Origin of the sequence: Methylobacterium sp. J-077 (assembly GCF_022829365.1) — a bacterium.
In the GTDB taxonomy this organism is placed as follows: domain Bacteria; phylum Pseudomonadota; class Alphaproteobacteria; order Rhizobiales; family Beijerinckiaceae; genus Methylobacterium.
Window position 1 is genome coordinate 74,237 of the sequence record NZ_JAKSYJ010000083.1, and the last position, 14,971, is coordinate 89,207.

The 14,971-nt window shown below is 70.6% G+C and carries 14 protein-coding genes; 7 read left to right on the plus strand and 7 right to left on the minus strand.

Features of this window, described 5'->3' with window-relative positions; genetic code table 11:
- The first annotated feature begins 95 nt into the window (after nt 1-95).
- Complete coding sequence (locus MKL11_RS06225) at nt 96-524, plus strand: MucR family transcriptional regulator (protein ID WP_243941305.1); 429 nt, start codon at nt 96-98, stop codon at nt 522-524.
- 230 nt (nt 525-754) lie between these two features.
- On the opposite strand, the gene MKL11_RS06230 is transcribed toward MKL11_RS06225, so the two are convergent.
- Complete coding sequence (locus MKL11_RS06230) at nt 755-1,681, minus strand: PAS domain-containing protein (protein WP_243941307.1); 927 nt, start codon at nt 1,679-1,681, stop codon at nt 755-757.
- Between the two features lie 880 nt (nt 1,682-2,561).
- On the opposite strand from MKL11_RS06230, the gene MKL11_RS06235 reads away from it, so the two are divergent.
- A complete protein-coding gene (locus tag MKL11_RS06235) occupies nt 2,562-3,476 on the plus strand; it encodes a sugar kinase (protein WP_243941309.1) in 915 nt (304 codons plus the stop codon).
- Nucleotides 3,477-3,657: 181 nt separating this feature from the next.
- Complete coding sequence (locus MKL11_RS06240; RefSeq protein ID WP_243941311.1) at nt 3,658-4,458, plus strand: DUF502 domain-containing protein; 801 nt, start codon at nt 3,658-3,660, stop codon at nt 4,456-4,458.
- A gap of 69 nt (nt 4,459-4,527) precedes the next feature.
- Here MKL11_RS06240 and MKL11_RS06245 read toward each other — a convergent pair whose 3' ends face one another.
- Nucleotides 4,528-4,851 carry a hypothetical protein gene (locus MKL11_RS06245; protein ID WP_243941313.1) on the minus strand — a complete coding sequence of 108 codons (324 nt, stop codon included), beginning with the start codon at nt 4,849-4,851 and terminating at the stop codon, nt 4,528-4,530.
- Nucleotides 4,852-5,173: 322 nt separating this feature from the next.
- Nucleotides 5,174-7,393, minus strand: a complete 2,220-nt coding sequence (gene recG / locus MKL11_RS06250) for an ATP-dependent DNA helicase RecG (RefSeq protein WP_243941315.1) — start codon at nt 7,391-7,393, stop codon at nt 5,174-5,176.
- A 107-nt stretch (nt 7,394-7,500) separates the two neighbouring features.
- Between recG and MKL11_RS06255 the strand changes: the two genes are divergently transcribed.
- The 3 genes from MKL11_RS06255 to MKL11_RS06265 all read left to right on the plus strand — a co-directional run bounded on the left by MKL11_RS06255 (nt 7,501) and on the right by MKL11_RS06265 (nt 10,224).
- Nucleotides 7,501-8,385, plus strand: coding sequence for an alpha/beta fold hydrolase (locus tag MKL11_RS06255; RefSeq protein ID WP_243941317.1), 885 nt, complete (start codon nt 7,501-7,503; stop codon nt 8,383-8,385).
- A gap of 165 nt (nt 8,386-8,550) precedes the next feature.
- A complete protein-coding gene (locus tag MKL11_RS06260) occupies nt 8,551-9,771 on the plus strand; it encodes a UbiH/UbiF family hydroxylase (RefSeq protein ID WP_243941319.1) in 1,221 nt (406 codons plus the stop codon).
- A gap of 237 nt (nt 9,772-10,008) precedes the next feature.
- Nucleotides 10,009-10,224 (plus strand): hypothetical protein, encoded by a 216-nt coding sequence (locus MKL11_RS06265; protein ID WP_243941321.1) that lies wholly within the window; start codon nt 10,009-10,011, stop codon nt 10,222-10,224.
- Between the two features lie 162 nt (nt 10,225-10,386).
- Here MKL11_RS06265 and MKL11_RS06270 read toward each other — a convergent pair whose 3' ends face one another.
- Nucleotides 10,387-10,731, minus strand: a complete 345-nt coding sequence (locus tag MKL11_RS06270; protein ID WP_243941323.1) for a hypothetical protein — start codon at nt 10,729-10,731, stop codon at nt 10,387-10,389.
- Between the two features lie 161 nt (nt 10,732-10,892).
- Entirely contained in the window at nt 10,893-12,149 is a 1,257-nt protein-coding gene (locus tag MKL11_RS06275) for an AMP-binding protein (protein WP_243941326.1), read from the minus strand.
- Between the two features lie 450 nt (nt 12,150-12,599).
- Here MKL11_RS06275 and MKL11_RS06280 point away from each other — a divergent pair, with 450 nt between their 5' ends.
- Nucleotides 12,600-13,373: an invasion associated locus B family protein gene (locus tag MKL11_RS06280; protein WP_243941328.1), complete on the plus strand. Its 774-nt coding sequence runs from the start codon at nt 12,600-12,602 to the stop codon at nt 13,371-13,373.
- 138 nt (nt 13,374-13,511) lie between these two features.
- Here the strand turns inward: MKL11_RS06280 and MKL11_RS06285 are convergent, their stop codons facing one another.
- Together MKL11_RS06285 and hspQ are read right to left on the minus strand one after the other, a co-directional pair.
- On the minus strand, nt 13,512-14,495 hold the full coding sequence (locus MKL11_RS06285) for a DUF4424 domain-containing protein (RefSeq protein ID WP_243941330.1): 984 nt from the start codon (nt 14,493-14,495) through the stop codon (nt 13,512-13,514).
- A gap of 84 nt (nt 14,496-14,579) precedes the next feature.
- Nucleotides 14,580-14,918 (minus strand): heat shock protein HspQ, encoded by a 339-nt coding sequence (gene hspQ / locus MKL11_RS06290; protein ID WP_243941332.1) that lies wholly within the window; start codon nt 14,916-14,918, stop codon nt 14,580-14,582.
- Nucleotides 14,919-14,971 lie beyond the last annotated feature (53 nt).

The following is a 14,971-nucleotide window of genomic DNA, read 5'->3' on the forward strand; positions in this document are numbered from 1 at the left end:
GTCCGGCAGAAGTTCGAGCGAAGAGATCCGGTAAAATTGTCGGTATCTTCTAGTCTCAAGCTTGGGCTTCTGCGGCAACCTGAAGCGAAGGGATCATGAACACGATCGAATTCCATGAAAAGACCCAGGAACCGAACTACGACCTGATCAAGTGCACGGCTTCACTGGTCGCAGCCTACGTATCGCGGAACCCCGTGGGGGCGGGGGAGCTGCCGGTTCTGATCGACCAGGTTCACACCGCCATCTCCGTGCTTCAGGGCAGCACCGCCGGCTCGACCTCGGCCTGGACCGGCCCGACAGCCGTGCAGATCGAGGCCTCGATCGGCCAGGACGGCCTGATCAGCTTCATCGACGGGCGGTCGTACAAGACGCTCAAGCGCCACCTGACCGCCCATGGCCTGACGCCCGAGCGCTACCGCGCCAAGTTCGGCCTGCCGGCCGACTACCCGATGGTCGCCCCGAGCTACGCCGAACGGCGCTCGCAGATCGCCAAGGCGATCCAGCTCGGCCACAAGGTCGGCTGAGCGTACGCGCGCGTCCCCACGCGGACCGGGCCCCGGTTTTGGGCCGACCGGACCGACCGCGAGGGACGCGCGCCGTAAGGATTGCGCATCCGACAGCCTGAACCCATGCGCGCCGGGGCTATCCCGGAATGCGTGTTGCACGTGCTCCGCCCGCCGGTCGCGGCGCTCATTCGGGGACGAGGCGGCCGATCTCCGGATAGCTTTCAGGGCGGCCCGAAACCGGGTCCGCGCTAGCCCTTCGCCACCGCCAGCATGCCGTCGTCCATCAGGATGAAGCGGATGCCGGCCTGGCGCAGCGACGCCACGGCCTGGAGACGGGTGCGGCTCCCGCGATGCTCGCCGTCCTCTTCCAGGCGCCGGACGGTGGAATGCGACAGGCCGCTCGCCTGGGCCAGCTCCATCATCGACCAGTCGAGCAGGGCCCGGGCGGCGCGCAGATGATGGCCGGTCACGGCTTGGTCGAGGCCCTCGCCCAGAGCCGCGGAGACCGGCATGGAGCTTCGGACCGGGTATTTCAGCCCGCAGCGTCCGAGATAGCTGCCATCCGGATCGCGCACTGGCACCGTGATGATCTTGAAATGCCAGAGCTCGCCGTTGGCAAAGCGCTCGTGGGCCGTGCCCTGAAAGAATTGCTGTCTGTCGATCTGCGCCTGAGCGGCCTCCTGGAAGGCATGCCGCTCCTCAGGGACGATCATCAGGTACGGGTTGGAGCAGATCTCATCATGCGGTAGTCCATGCACCTGCGCCACCTCGAAGGGGAATTCGAAGCGAAGATCGAGCCCGACCGAGTAGGTCGTTATGTGCTCGGTGAGATACAGGGCACCCCGCCGCCGCCGCTCGTCCTGTTGCATCAGCGCCAGTTGCTCGCGGTCGGTGACATCGAGCGCCGTGCCGTTGACGGCCACGGGTCGGCCATCCCCGGAAAAGCGTGCCTCCATCACCAGCGAGAGCACACGCATCGTGCCGTTCGGGCGAATCACCCGGACGATCGTCTCGCGGGGGACGTGGCCCTGCCGGACTTCGCCGAGCGATGGCAGCCGGTGCCGGTCCTCCGGATGGACCAGGCTCAGGAGCAGGTCGTAATTCGCCTTCGCGGCATTCGGGACGAGGCCGAGAAGACGGAAGAACCCCGGCGACCAGATCTGTTCGCCGCTCATGAGCACCCAGCTCCAGGCTCCGCTCAACCCCCGGCTCTCGGTGATCGTCAGAAATTCCCCGGAGGAAAACGTCAGTGCGCTGAGGGCGGAATGAAACATCTCAGGTTATCTCGATTTTATAGTCTTGATTTTAAAGGCCTGCGCGCCGCCATCGATCGACCCCCATACCTGTCGGACCCATTCGGCCAAGCCTGTCGTCCGAGACGTGGATTGGCGACGCAGTTCCTCTGGACCGGCGATCGAAACCCGCCGCTCGGCATTCGATGCGAGGCTGCGGCGTGTCTTGTGGCGCGCAACAATCGAACGTCCCCCTTTTGGATAGATCGATACACATCGGCTTCATTCGTGCATAATTTTGAAGATAATATGCGTATCTTCTTTCCGATGCACCCCGCTGTGCAGGTAGATCGGATATGCGCCAATCTCGGTACTCATTGTCTGAGATCGATAAAAACTGCGCGTCTTCGCTTACGATTGGAAAATTCATTCGTTCGATCGGTAAAAATCGGCGCATCGCTGATGCCTGACAGATACATATTAATGTTACATCAAACTAAAATACACATTATACCAGAAACATTCCTCCTGCCGGCAAATACCAATTTATATCTGACATTGATCGAAAAGCGACGTCGCGCGCAGACGTGAAATTTTATAATTCCGGCTCTCAACAGCAGAGCGAGAATCCGTCCATCCAGAGCTATTGCCCGAATAGCGAGGTCGCAGATGCCTCCATCTGCGGTGGTGACCGTGCCGGATCCTGGACTGGATCAGCGGGCAATGCCCGCAGCCCGGGCGTGAAGCCGCGCGATTGACAGGCCGGGCCGAACGAGGCCCGTCCGTCGCCGGGCCGGTCGGTGGCCCGCACGGGAGAAGCCGCATGAAGGTCGCCTGCGTCGGCGAGTGCATGGTCGAATTGTCGGAGCGGCCGGACGGGAGCCTCGTCCGCGGCTTCGGCGGCGACACGCTCAACACCGCCCTCTACCTCGCCCGCCTGGGCGTGACGGTGGATTACGTGACCGCGCTGGGGGACGATCCCTGGAGCGACGCGATGGTGGAGGCCTGGGGCCGTGAGGGCATCGGACTCGGCCGGATCCGCCGGCTGCCGGGCCGGATGCCGGGGCTCTACATCATCCGCACCGACGCAGCTGGGGAGCGCAGCTTCCATTACTGGCGCGACAGCGCCGCCGCCCGGGACCTGTTCTCCGAGCCGGGCGCCGCCGCGACGCGCGCCGCCCTGGAGGCCGACGATCTCGTCTACGTGTCTGGCATCAGCCTGTCGCTCTACGGCGAGGCCGGCCGGGCCGCCCTGGCCGAGACCCTGTCGGCCCTGCGCGCCCGGGGCGGGCGGGTCGCGTTCGACACCAATTACCGGCCCCGCGGCTGGCCCGACCGGGAGGTGGCCCGCGCAACGTTCCGCGCCGCCCTGGCGCAGGCCGACCTGATCTTCGCCTCGGTGGAGGACCTGGACTGGCTCTACGGCGCAACAGGCGAGGACGAGGTCCTGCGCCATCGCGGCCGCGCCGAGATCGTGCTCAAGATTTCGGACGGCCCGGCCCCGGTCGCGCGGGTGCTGCACGGAGCCTCGGATACGGCCGTGCCGGCCGGCCCGGTGGAGCGGGTGGTCGACACCACGGCCGCCGGCGACAGCTTTGCGGCGGGCTACCTCGCGGCCCGCATCGCCGGGCTGGCCCCGGAAGCCGCCGCCATCGAGGCGCATTGCCTGGCGGGGGCCGTGATCGCGCATCGCGGCGCCGTGATTCCCCGGGACGCGATGCCGGCCCTGGCCTTCTGAGTATCGGGTTCCCAAAGGGCTCGACCCCTTAGCGGGGTTCGGGGGCGGAGCCCCTGAGAACGGCAGGGCTCCATCGGTCGGGCCGCCGCCCTTGAGGCGGACAAGCGCAACCGCTACCTGTGCCCTCGGGGGATCACCTCCAGGCAGGATCGCCGCGCATCGAGCGGCCGAGAGGGCACCCGTGGCGCCGAGTTCCCCGCCGATTCAGGCTCCCGAGCCCGACGCATCCGCGCCCGGCCCCGCCACCCCGAAGACGCGGGTCAGCGCCCGGGGGCGGCTGCGCACCTATTTCCTCACCGGCGTCATCGTGGCCGGGCCGCTGGCGATCACCGCCTACATCACGTGGTGGTTCATCGCGCTGATCGATTCCTTCGTGAAGCCGCTGGTGCCGGCGAGCTACCTGCCGGACCATTACCTGCCGTTCTCGATTCCCGGCCTCGGCCTCGTCATCGCCTTCCTGGCGGTGACGCTGCTGGGCTTCCTCACGGCCAACCTGGTCGGCCGCTCGGTGATCGAGTTCGGCGAGGTGCTGCTGGCCCGCACCCCGGTGATCTCCGGCCTGTACAAGGGCCTGCGCCAGATCTTCGAGACCCTTTTCTCGGCCAACGGCACCTCGTTCCGCACGGTCGGCCTGGTCGAGTTCCCCGTGAAGGGGACATGGTCGGTGGTGTTCCTGTCGGCGCCCGCCTCCCCGGAACTCGAGGGGGCGCTCCAGGCCCGGAACGCGGCCGGCGCGGACGAGATGGTCGGGGTATTCCTGCCCTGCGCGCCCAATCCGACCACGGGCTTCTTCTTCTACCTGCCGCGCTCGGCCGTGGTGGAGTTGCACATCAGCGTCGACGACGCGGCCAAGCTCGTGATGTCGGCAGGCGTGATCCAGCCGGAGGATCCGCAGGGCCGGCTGCACGCGATGGCGGCGTCCCTGCGCACGGCGCAGCAGGCGGCCGACCCGGACCCCCATCGAGAGCCGCAGGACGCATGAGGCCCAAAGGAAAGGGCCGCCCCGCGTGAGCGGGACGGCCCTGATCCGTGAGTCAGCCTGAGAGCGAACTCAGCGCTGGAGAGAGGCCGTCTGCGGCGCGATGGTCGGCGGCGTCGCCTGGGCGACCGTCACGGCGCTGCGGGGCGGGGTCGCCATCCAGCCGGTGGCGCATTGGAGCGTCAGGGCCAAGCCCAGCGCGATGCAGAGGCCGTTGGCGGCCAGCCAGAAAGGACGCGCGGCCTGCCGGACGGCAGCCTGCAGATCTTCCGAGGTCTTCGTCACCGCCGCAGCGGCCCGATCCGAGATCGGCAGCAGCCAGGGCTCGGTCGGCAGGGCTTGGATACCGGCCATCTCGTGGGAGCCCGGCAGGTTTTGGAACAGTCCGTTCGACATGTTCGTCCTCCAGATTCGTCCGTGATGTCCCGGCTTACCGGGCCATTCGTTCATCTGCAGTTAAGGGAAGATTGTGGCTGATGCAAGGTCACGACCCCTGCCTGCGCGCTTTCCCGCCGCCTTTGAGGCTCCGGAGAAGCTTCCACTTAGGGAGCCAAGCCATTGAGTAAGAACATGTTTTCCGGACGGGCGTGCCTGCCATGCATCAGGCGGCGGTTCCATGCGGCATGTTCCCTAGCGCACATGCCGGTGGTGCAGCTTTCCTGAACGGCGGCTTTCCTGAACGGTGCCGTTCAGGAAAGCCGCGTCCCGGCCGACACTATCAGCCGGCCCCGATCAGCCGGATCGCGGCGTCGCGCTCGAACAGGTAGAGCAGCACCCGCAGTGCCTGCCCGCGCGGGCTCTTCAGGCCGGGATCGCGCTCGACGATCATCCGGGCATCGTCCCGGGCGGCCTCCAGCAGGTCGCCGTCGCTCTCGATCCGCGCCAGCCGGAAGGCCGCGAGGCCCGACTGGCGGGTACCCAGCACCTCGCCCTCGCCGCGCAGCTTCAGGTCGGCCTCGGCGATGCGGAAGCCGTCCTCGCTGTCGCGCATCATCTCGAGCCGCGCCCGTGCCACCTGCCCGAGAGGCCCCCGGTAGAGCAGCAGGCACGAGGAGGCCTTGGAGCCGCGCCCGACCCGGCCGCGGAGCTGGTGCAGCTGCGCCAGCCCGAACCGCTCGGCATGCTCGATCACCATGATGGTCGCCTCGGGCACGTCGACCCCGACCTCGACCACCGTGGTCGAGACCAGGAGCTTGGTCTCTCCGGCGGCGAACCGGGCCATGGCGGAATCCTTCTCGGGACCCGGCATCTTGCCGTGGATCAGCCCGACCGCGTCGCCGAAATGCTGCTTCAGGTCGTCGAAGCGCTCGGCCGCGGCGGCGAGGTCGATGAACTCGGATTCCTCTACCAGCGGGCAGACCCAGTAGACCCGCTCGCCCGTGGCGATCGCCCGGGCGAGCCCCGCCACCACCTCGTCGATCCGCTCGGTCGGCAGGGTGAGGGTGCGGATCGGCTGGCGGCCGGCGGGTTTCTCGTCGAGGACCGAAACGTCCATGTCGCCGAAGAAGGTCAGCGCCAGGGTCCGCGGGATCGGCGTCGCGGTCATCACCAGGAAATCGACCGCCTCGCCCTTGGCGCCCAGCGCCAGGCGCTGGTGCACGCCGAACCGGTGCTGCTCGTCCACGACGGCGAGACCGAGGTCGCGAAAAGTCACCGCCTCCTGGAACAGGGCGTGGGTGCCGACCAGGATGTCGATCTCGCCCGCCGCGAGGGCGGCCAGCGTGCTCTTGCGCTCCGCGGCCCGGTCGCGCCCGGTCATCAGGCGCAGGCGTAGACCCCCGGCCAGGGGCTGCAGCCGCTCGAAATGCTGCCGGGCCAGGATCTCGGTGGGGGCCATCAGGGCGGCCTGGCGCCCGGCCTCCACGGCCGAGGCCATGGCGAGGAGGGCCACCGCGGTCTTGCCCGAGCCGACATCGCCCTGGAGCAGGCGCAGCATCCGGCGCGGGGCGGTCAGATCCTCTCGGATCTCCGCCACCGCCCGGGCCTGGGCACCGGTGAGCGCGAAGGGCAGGGCGGCCTGGATCCGCGCGCTCAAGGCGCCGTCGCCGGCATTGACCCGGCCGGCCTTGCGCCGCTGGCGGGCGCGCATCAGGGCGAGCGCCAGCTGCGAGGCGAGCAGCTCATCGTAGGACAGGCGCCGCCTGGCCGGAGTGGCGGGCGGCGGCTGGAGCGGATCCTCGGATTTCGGGAGGGGCTCCTCGGGGCGGTGCTCGACGCGCAGGGCATCCGCGAAGACGGGCAGGCGGTTCTTCTCCAGCCAGGCCGGATCCTGCCATTCGGGCAGGGTCGGCAGGCGATCGAGGGCCGCCACCGCGAGCTTGTTGATCGCCCGGGAGGTCAGCCCCTCGGTGGCGCCGTAGATCGGCTCGACGGCGGGCAGTTCGGCCAAGGCCGCCTCGTCCACGATCCGGGACGGGTGGACCATCTGGCGGGTGCCGTCCCACAGGTCGATCCGGCCGGTGATGTAGCGGTGGGCGCCCAGCGGCAGCATCTTCTCCACCCGGGCCCGGGGCATGCCGAAGAACACGAGGGAGATGTCGCCGGTGGCATCCTCCACCAGCACCCGGTGCGGGCGCTTGCCCGATCCGATCTGGGCCGGGCGGTGCGCCACCACGGTGACCCCGACGGTCACCGGCTCGCCCACGGGTGCCTCGCTGACCGAGCCCATCAGCCGGCGCGGGACGCCGCCCTGGGGCAGGTGGAACAGCAAATCCACCACCCGGGCCTCCCGCTCGGGGGTGCCGAGCAGCTTCTCGATCAGCGGTGCCATCTTGGGGCCGACCCCCGGCAGGGCCCGGACCGGGGCGAACAGGGGATCGAGGATGCTCGGGCGCAGCAGCGGCGCGCGGACGGCCTCGCCCTCCGGCGCCTCGGCGTCCGGGTCGTTCACGGCCGCATCCCGGGGGGCGGCGTCCTGAGTCGCGCGTGCATCTGTCATGGTGGCTCGGCGGACATCCTGCCGGAGCCGCCTTATCATCCGGTGCATCCCGGCGCGCCAGTGCGGCGCATGGCACGGGCGGCATGGCACGGAGGCGACCGACCCGCATGGCCACGGATTTCCTGCCGGGCTTCGACCGGCACCGGATCGAGACCGAACCCGGCGTGACGATCCATGCGCGCTCAGGCGGCTCCGGGCCGCCGGTCCTGCTGCTGCACGGCCACCCGCAGACCCTGTCGACCTGGCTGCACGTCGCCCCGCGCCTGGCGGAGCGCCGCACCGTCGTGGCCATGGACCTGCGCGGCTACGGTGATTCGGACAAGCCCCCGGGCGGGGAGCGCCACGCCGCCTACGCCAAGCGTGCCATGGCGGCGGACGCGGTGGCGGTGATGCGGGCGCTGGGCCACGAAAGGTTCGCGCTCGTCGGCCACGACCGGGGCGGGCGCGTCGCCCACCGCTTGGCGCTAGACCATCCGGAGCGGGTCGCGCGCGTGGCCCTGTTCGACATCGCCCCGACGGCGACGATGTACGCGCGCACCGACAAGGCCTTCGCCACCCGATACTTCTGGTGGTTCTTCTTCATCCAGCCGCATCCGCTTCCCGAAACGCTGATCGGAGCGGATCCGGAATACTTCCTGCGCCACCACGTCGAGGGCCAGTCCAAGACCCCCGGCTCGACCCCGCCTAACCTCTTCGCCGAGTATCTGCGCTGCTACGGCGACCCGGCGTGCCGCCACGCGATCTGCGAGGATTACAGAGCGGCGGCGGGCATCGACCTGGAGCACGACGCGGCCGATTCGGACGCGCGGATCACGGCGCCGCTGCTCGCGCTCTGGGGTGCGAAAGGTGTGGTCGGACAGACCTACGACGTGCTGGAGACCTGGCGCGAGAAGGCTACGAACGTCTCCGGCCGGGCGCTCGATTGCGGGCATACGCTGCAGGAGGAGCGGCCGGAGGAGGTGTTTTCGGAGCTCTCGGCCTTCCTGGGGTGAGACGGCGCGCTCGGACGGCGAGGGGAAGCCGAGGCGTGAGGCCATTGCTCGGCTGCGGCGCTGTGGCCTTCGCGGATCGGGCTTGGCAGGGATACCGGAAAACTCAGATAGAGGCACAGGCAGCGCGACCAGATCGGCGCGGTTCACGGAAGCAGGCGAGGGATCGTGCAGGGTAGCAGGGCCGAGGGGGCAGCATTCGACGTCGCCGTGGTGGGCGCGGGGGCCGCGGGGCTCGCCGCCGCGCTGGCGAGCGCCCAGGCCGGCATCCGGACGGCGCTGGTCGGTCGCCACGCCCCCGTGGCGGACGGGCGCACGGTCGCGCTGCTCGACGGCTCGGTGCGCTTCCTGGAGGCCCTGGGCGCCTGGGCGGCGGTGGCGCCGCAGGCGAGCCCGCTCTGCACCCTGCAGATCATCGACGACACCGGCAGCCTGTTCCGGCCGCCGCCGGTGCGCTTCCAGGCCGCCGAGATCGGACTCCACGCCTTCGGCTGGAACGTCGAGAGCGCACGCCTGGTCGAGAGCCTGCGGAACCGCGCCCGGGCCCAGGACAATCTCACCCTGGTCGAGGCGGATGCCGCCGGGGCCGTCCCCGGCGAGACGGTGGCGCGCCTGAGCCTGGCGGATGGCGGCAGCGTCGCGGCCAAGCTGGTGGTCGGCGCCGACGGCGCGCGCTCCCCGCTCCGGGCCGCCAGCGGCGTGCACGTGCGCGACTGGACCTACCCGCAAAGCGCCATCACCACGATCCTCGCTCATGAGCGTCCGCACCGGGACGTCTCAACCGAGTTCCACACCCGCTCCGGCCCGTTCACCCTGGTGCCGCTGCCGGGCGGGTACCGGTCCAGCCTGGTCTGGGTCACCGGCGAGAGCGCGGCGCGGCGCCTCGCGGCCCTGGACGACGCCGCCCTGGGCCAGGCTGTCGAGCGGCAGGCCCGGGCGATGCTGGGCGCCATGCGGATCGACGGCCCCCGGGGCCTCGTGCCGATGCGCGGCCTCTCCGTCTCGAGCCCGGTGGCGCAGCGCCTGGCGCTGGTCGGGGAGGCGGCCCACGTCTTCCCGCCGATCGGCGCGCAGGGGCTGAATCTCGGCCTGCGCGACGCCGCCGCCCTGCGCGACGCGCTGGTGGCCGCGTCCCGCGATGGCCGCGATCCCGGCGCCCGGCCGGTCCTCGACGGCTACGCCCGGAGCCGCCGGCTCGATGCCGCCGCGCGCACCGCCGCGGTGGATCTGCTCAACCGCAGCCTGCTCACCGACCTGTTGCCGGTCGACGCCCTCCGGGGCCTCGGATTGCTGGCGATGTCGCATCTCGGCCCGCTCCGGCGGGTGGTGATGCGTGAAGGCGTCCTGCCGCGGCTCGGCGCGCCGGAACTGATGCGCGGGGCGCGCTGAGCGCGGCGCGGGATCAGCTTGGACAACGGACGCGGCGCAGGCGATCGTCGGCGCGATCAGAGCATCCAAGCCGTCGAAGCCTGGAGGAGAGACCATGGTAAGGACTGAGGTGAAGTCGGCCGCGGCCTGCGCGCGGCCGCGGCGGATGTAGCCGAAGCCTGGAAGGCGGCGGAGGCCGGACACGTCGTCCCTGGGAGCGATCGCATCCTGTTCCGGGACTGGAGCGTCCTGTGCGCCGTGTTGACGCCGAAGCGCTACGACCTCCTGCGCCACCTTCGACAGACGCCCGAGACCGGAATTCGCGCCCTGGCCCGCGCGCTCGGCAGCAACGTCAGGTGGGTCCACGACGACGTTGTGGCTTTGGCCGAACTGGGCCTCGTCGTGCGGGGTGCGGATGGAAGCCTGTCGAGGGAGATCGACGAGATCGTCTCGACGATCCGAATCGCAGCGTGACATCGGGCTCCGGATCCTGGCCTCGACGGCGGGGATCCGTGGGCTGTCATCGCGCACGAAGCGACTCAAGGATGTGCCACGATTCGGGCGACGGCGCGCTGCCCTAGCTTGCTTCGCTGCGCTCGCAATGACGGTGGCGAAGCTTCTGTCGAAGAAGTCTCCTCAGAGGTCCGGCTGGGCCGCCACGTAGGCGCCGAGGCGTGTGGCGAGGTCCACCGGGCCGCCGGCCCGTGATTCGCCCGCGTCGCCGATCAGGAGAACCGGGATGCCGCGGTCGCGCAACCGGCCGCGCAGGCGGGCGGCACGGCGGGCATAGGCCGGGTCCCGGCGCGTCGGGGCCTGGAGCAGCACCGCCGCCGGGCGGGCGATCACGGCCAGGACATCGTCCGCCGCCTCCATCGAGGCGGTGACGCTCGCGTAGCCGAGGTTGGCCAGCTCGCCCGAAAGGGACCGGTCCACGGCGCGAACACCGTCATCGACCACGAGCACTTGTTGCAGCGCACCCATAGGCTTGAGCGGTACCTCATGACGCGTGGCTTGGGAAGATAGCCAGAACCACAATCCGAAGCGAAACCCACGAAGGAGCGGATCGGATCCGTCCGGCCGTGTGCGCCTGCGAGATTATCCGCCACGCCTGAGCGCCGGATGAACCGACGATCGTCCGCCGTTCAGGCGGCCTCGATCCCGCCGGACCGGGTCGGCTGGTAGCCCGAGTTCCGCCATGCCTGGGTGTCGGGCTCCGGGATGCCGGCGCGGGGGAGGAGCGCCGTCGCGCAGGCCAGTCCGCGATACGCCAGCGGGCCGTCCGGATCGTCGCCGAGGTCCAGGAACGCGAGATCGAGGAGTGCCCGGGGCAGGGGCGCCCGCTCCGGATGGGCCAGGGTCGCGGCGAGGTCGCGGCCACCGAGCCGGGTGAGCACCGCGTCCTCGTCGAAGACCAGTGAATCGAGGCGGCGCGGGCCTGCCGATTCGGGGAAAGAGGCCAGGATCGTGCGCGCGGGCGCCCGATGAACCACGTGGAGGGCCCGCACGGTCCAGGGCAGGGGCAGGGCGGCGAGCGCCCCCTCGATCAGGGACGGGACCACGAGCCGGGTCGGCACCGGCCGCATCAGGGCCGCGCGGAACCCCGCCTCGTCGAAGGGAATCACGGTCTCGAGGCTGCCCCCGGCCGCGAGCGCCGCGCCGAGGCCGGTCACCAGGCCGCGCAGGTCGTGGGCCGGCAGCAGCGTCAGGATCCGCTCGTCCGCGGTCACCGGCACCGCGTCGAGATGGACGTCGATCGCCGCGGCGAGGGCCGCCGCGCTGCGGTAGACCGGCCGGCCCGGATCCCCTGCCGCGAAGGTGACGAGGCCGCGGCTCGCCGCCGGCGCGACGACCCCGCGTTCCAGGGCCATCGCGTCGAGGCTGATCACGCCGTCCGGGACGCCGGGACCGAAGGCAGCGAGGAAGCGCAGGCCGAAATGGCCCATGGCCGCGCGGGCGAGGTCCTCGGCCGGGCGGCGGGCACCGCGGCGGCCCTCGGTCAGCACCGCCACCAGGCCGGCGGACGCGATCCCGGCCGAGAGCTGCCCGGCATCCCAGAGGGCGGGCATCGGGCAGGGCAGGTGGCCGGCCGCCTCGACGGCCAGATGAGCCAGGGCCGATTCGGCGCCGCCCGAGAACCACAGGCCGACCCGGCTGCCCGCCGGCAGCCGCCACGCGCCGATGCCGCGGGCGAGGCGGCCGACGATCTCGGCCGCCGCCGCGTAGGTCCAGGTGATGGGCGGGCGCCCGCACCACGCCGCCCGGTCCCCCGAATCACGCAGGGCCGTGCGCTGCGGGCCGGCCTGGGCCGCCGCGAACAGGCTGGCCGACAGGCCGCCGGACCGAGCGGACGCATCCGGCGCGGCGTCGGCATTCCTCTCCGCCACCGCGAACGCGCTCAATCCGCCCCCCACCCAAACCGCAAATCCATCCGCATGGTCGGCCGACTATGGTTAACCCCCAGCTAAGACCCGTTCACTTGAGCGAGGCTGTCGTCGCCGCGGGACGCCGCATGACCGGGCCCATGGCAGCCTCGGGCAACGTCGCGCTTGCGGCCGAAGAGTCACGGGCCTATCGGGGGCCGGCTGCGGCACAGGGCACCCCGAAGGGCGCTCGGTGCCGCGGTGTCATGCCTTCGCCTCATTCGGAGGGGACAGGCAGGCCGCCCGGTCGCAGGGGCGGGCGATGCGCGCATCCGGCGCCCATCCTCGCCCGATGGTCGGACCGATTCATCCGGAGCCCCGGGAGGCACGCCACGGCGGTGCGTGCCCGGGCGGTCCGGCGGACCAGCCCGTCAGGCCGGCTCCGCATTCCGCAAGCCACACCACGTTTCTCCAAAGGGGTCAGAGCCGATGTCCTTCACCCGCCCCGCGACGCTGGCACGCGCCGCCCTCCTCGGCCTCGCGGGCCTCGGCCTCGCGGCCGCCCCGGCGCTGTCCCAGGCGAAGAAGCCCGCCGCCCCCGCGCCGACCGCGCCCGCCCCCGCTGCGCCCTCCACCCCGGCCGCCAACACCCCGGCCGGCGCCGCCGCGCAGACCGGCCCGCAGATCGTGACCGTGAAGTCCGAGCCGAGCCAGGCCGACTGGACCAAGGTCTGCGGCAAGGACCAGGGCTCCGGCACCGACATCTGCTACACGACGCGCGACTTCGTGTCCGACCAGGGCCAGCCCGTGCTGGCGGTGGCCGTCTACGAGATGAAGAACGCCGCCCAGAAGCAGGAGGTGCGCGTGGTGCGCTACCTGCTGCCGCTCGGCCTGCTGCTGCAGCCGGGCATCCGCTTCAACGTCGACGGCCAGGCCGGGACGCCGGGCCGCTTCGCGGTCTGCTTCCCCAATGGCTGCTTCGCCGAGGCCGGGGGCGTCGAAGCCGGCGTCGTCGCCGCGATGAAGAAGGGCACGACCCTCAACGTCTCGGTCCAGAACCAGACCCAGCGCGAGGTCACCTTCGCGGTGCCGCTGGCCGGCTTCGGCAAGGCCTTCGACGGCCCGGCCATCGACCCGAAGGTCCTGGAGGAGCAGCAGAAGAAGCTCCAGGCCGAGCTGGAGAAGCGCTCCGAGGACATGCGCAAGAAGCTCGAGCAGCAGGGCGGCGCCGCGCCGGCCGCCGGCGCCCCCGCGGCGAAGTAACGTCGCAGCGGCGACCGATCCGGGGCCGGACCGCGAGGGCCGGCCCCTTTTTCATGCGCGATCGCAGGCGCCGCGCATGTCGGCGCTCCGCCCCGAGCCCCGCCAAACGGCTTGGCCCTCTGGGATCCTGGACTTGGCCTACCGGATCCCCGTGGGGCCCGGGCCGGGCAGGACGATCAGGACCCGGAGGTCGTGATCGGGCACGTAGTCCCGGGCCTCCCAGCGGAACGTCGTCGGGCCGGTCTTGCGGATGCCGGAGCGGCAGAAGCTCACCACCGCCTCCGGGCTGCCCTTGTCCACCGTCAGGGTGAAGCGGCCGATCGGGGCCGCCCAGTTGCGCGCGGTGGTGACGATGTAGGGCACCACGAAGGCTCGCAGGTAGCCGGCCTCGTTCGGCGCCTTGGCGTACAGGCGCCGGATCGCCGCCAGCCCGGCCTCGTCCAGGCAGTAGGTCGCCCGGTAGGACGCGCGGGACGCCTCCTTCGGATCGAGGACGTGGAAGCCGCTCACCGGAGCGTAGCTGTGCCGGATCCGCACCTCTCGGTCGGGCGGAAACACCTGCAGCCAGTGGAACTTCGCCTCGAAGCGCCAGAGCCCTTCGGTCATGTCCTCGGCCTCCGGAAACAAGCCGGCCTTGACCAGTTCGGCCCAGTCCGGCTTGCCGATCCGCTTGGCGGCTACGTCGATCTCGGAGACGCGCAGCGGGTTGAGCGGCAGGCCGTGGCGGCGCAGCAGGTCGGTGACCTCGCGCTCGCCCACGAAGGCGCGCTCCTCCAGTTCCGGCGCGACCGGATGTCCGTCCGCCGTGACGGTGAAGCCGACGAAGTTCGCCTGATCGAGCTGCGGAAGCTTGGTGGCCGAGAAACTCAGGGTCCTGCCGTCGATCGGCGGCAACGGGAAGGCGATCCGGACCGTGCGCGTCTCCGATCCCTGGTTGCGGAACCCGTAGGACACGCTGATTCTGTCGAGAGCGATCGACAGATCCTCGCTCGCCAGGCCGATGCCGGGTTCCGGCCTCAGGATCAGGCCGCCGGCATCGAGCTCGGCGGCGCTGTCATTGGCGCGGGCCGGCGCAGCGAGGAGGCCGGCGGCCAGCAACGCAGCGGCGACGGGACGAACCATGACGAGACCCTTCGAAGAATTGCTGCGCCGCCCGTCGCGTTATCCGCGCGGGATTGCCCGAGCGTGACCGAATTCTTCGAAGCGTCAGTTCCGGACGCGGTCGCGCATGCGGTAGCCGCCCGCCGCGTCGCGCTCGAACATCTCGGCGATGCCGGCATGGCGCAGGGCCTCGCCGGACGTGTCGGGCAGGAGGTTCTGCTCGGACACGTAGGCGACGTACTCGGTCTCGGCGTTCTCGGCGAGGAGGTGGTAGAACGGCTGGTCCTTGCGCGGCCGGACATCCTCGGGGATCGCCAGCCACCAGTCCTCGGTGTTGTCGAAGACCGGGTCGACGTCGAACACGATGCCCCGGAACGGGTAGATCCTGTGACGCACCACGGCGCCGATCGCGAACTTCGCGGTTCTCAGTGTTACGTCCGTCATGACTCTGTCCGCCCAGAGCGGACAGATAGGATCGATCCCGGGGCGTGTCACCG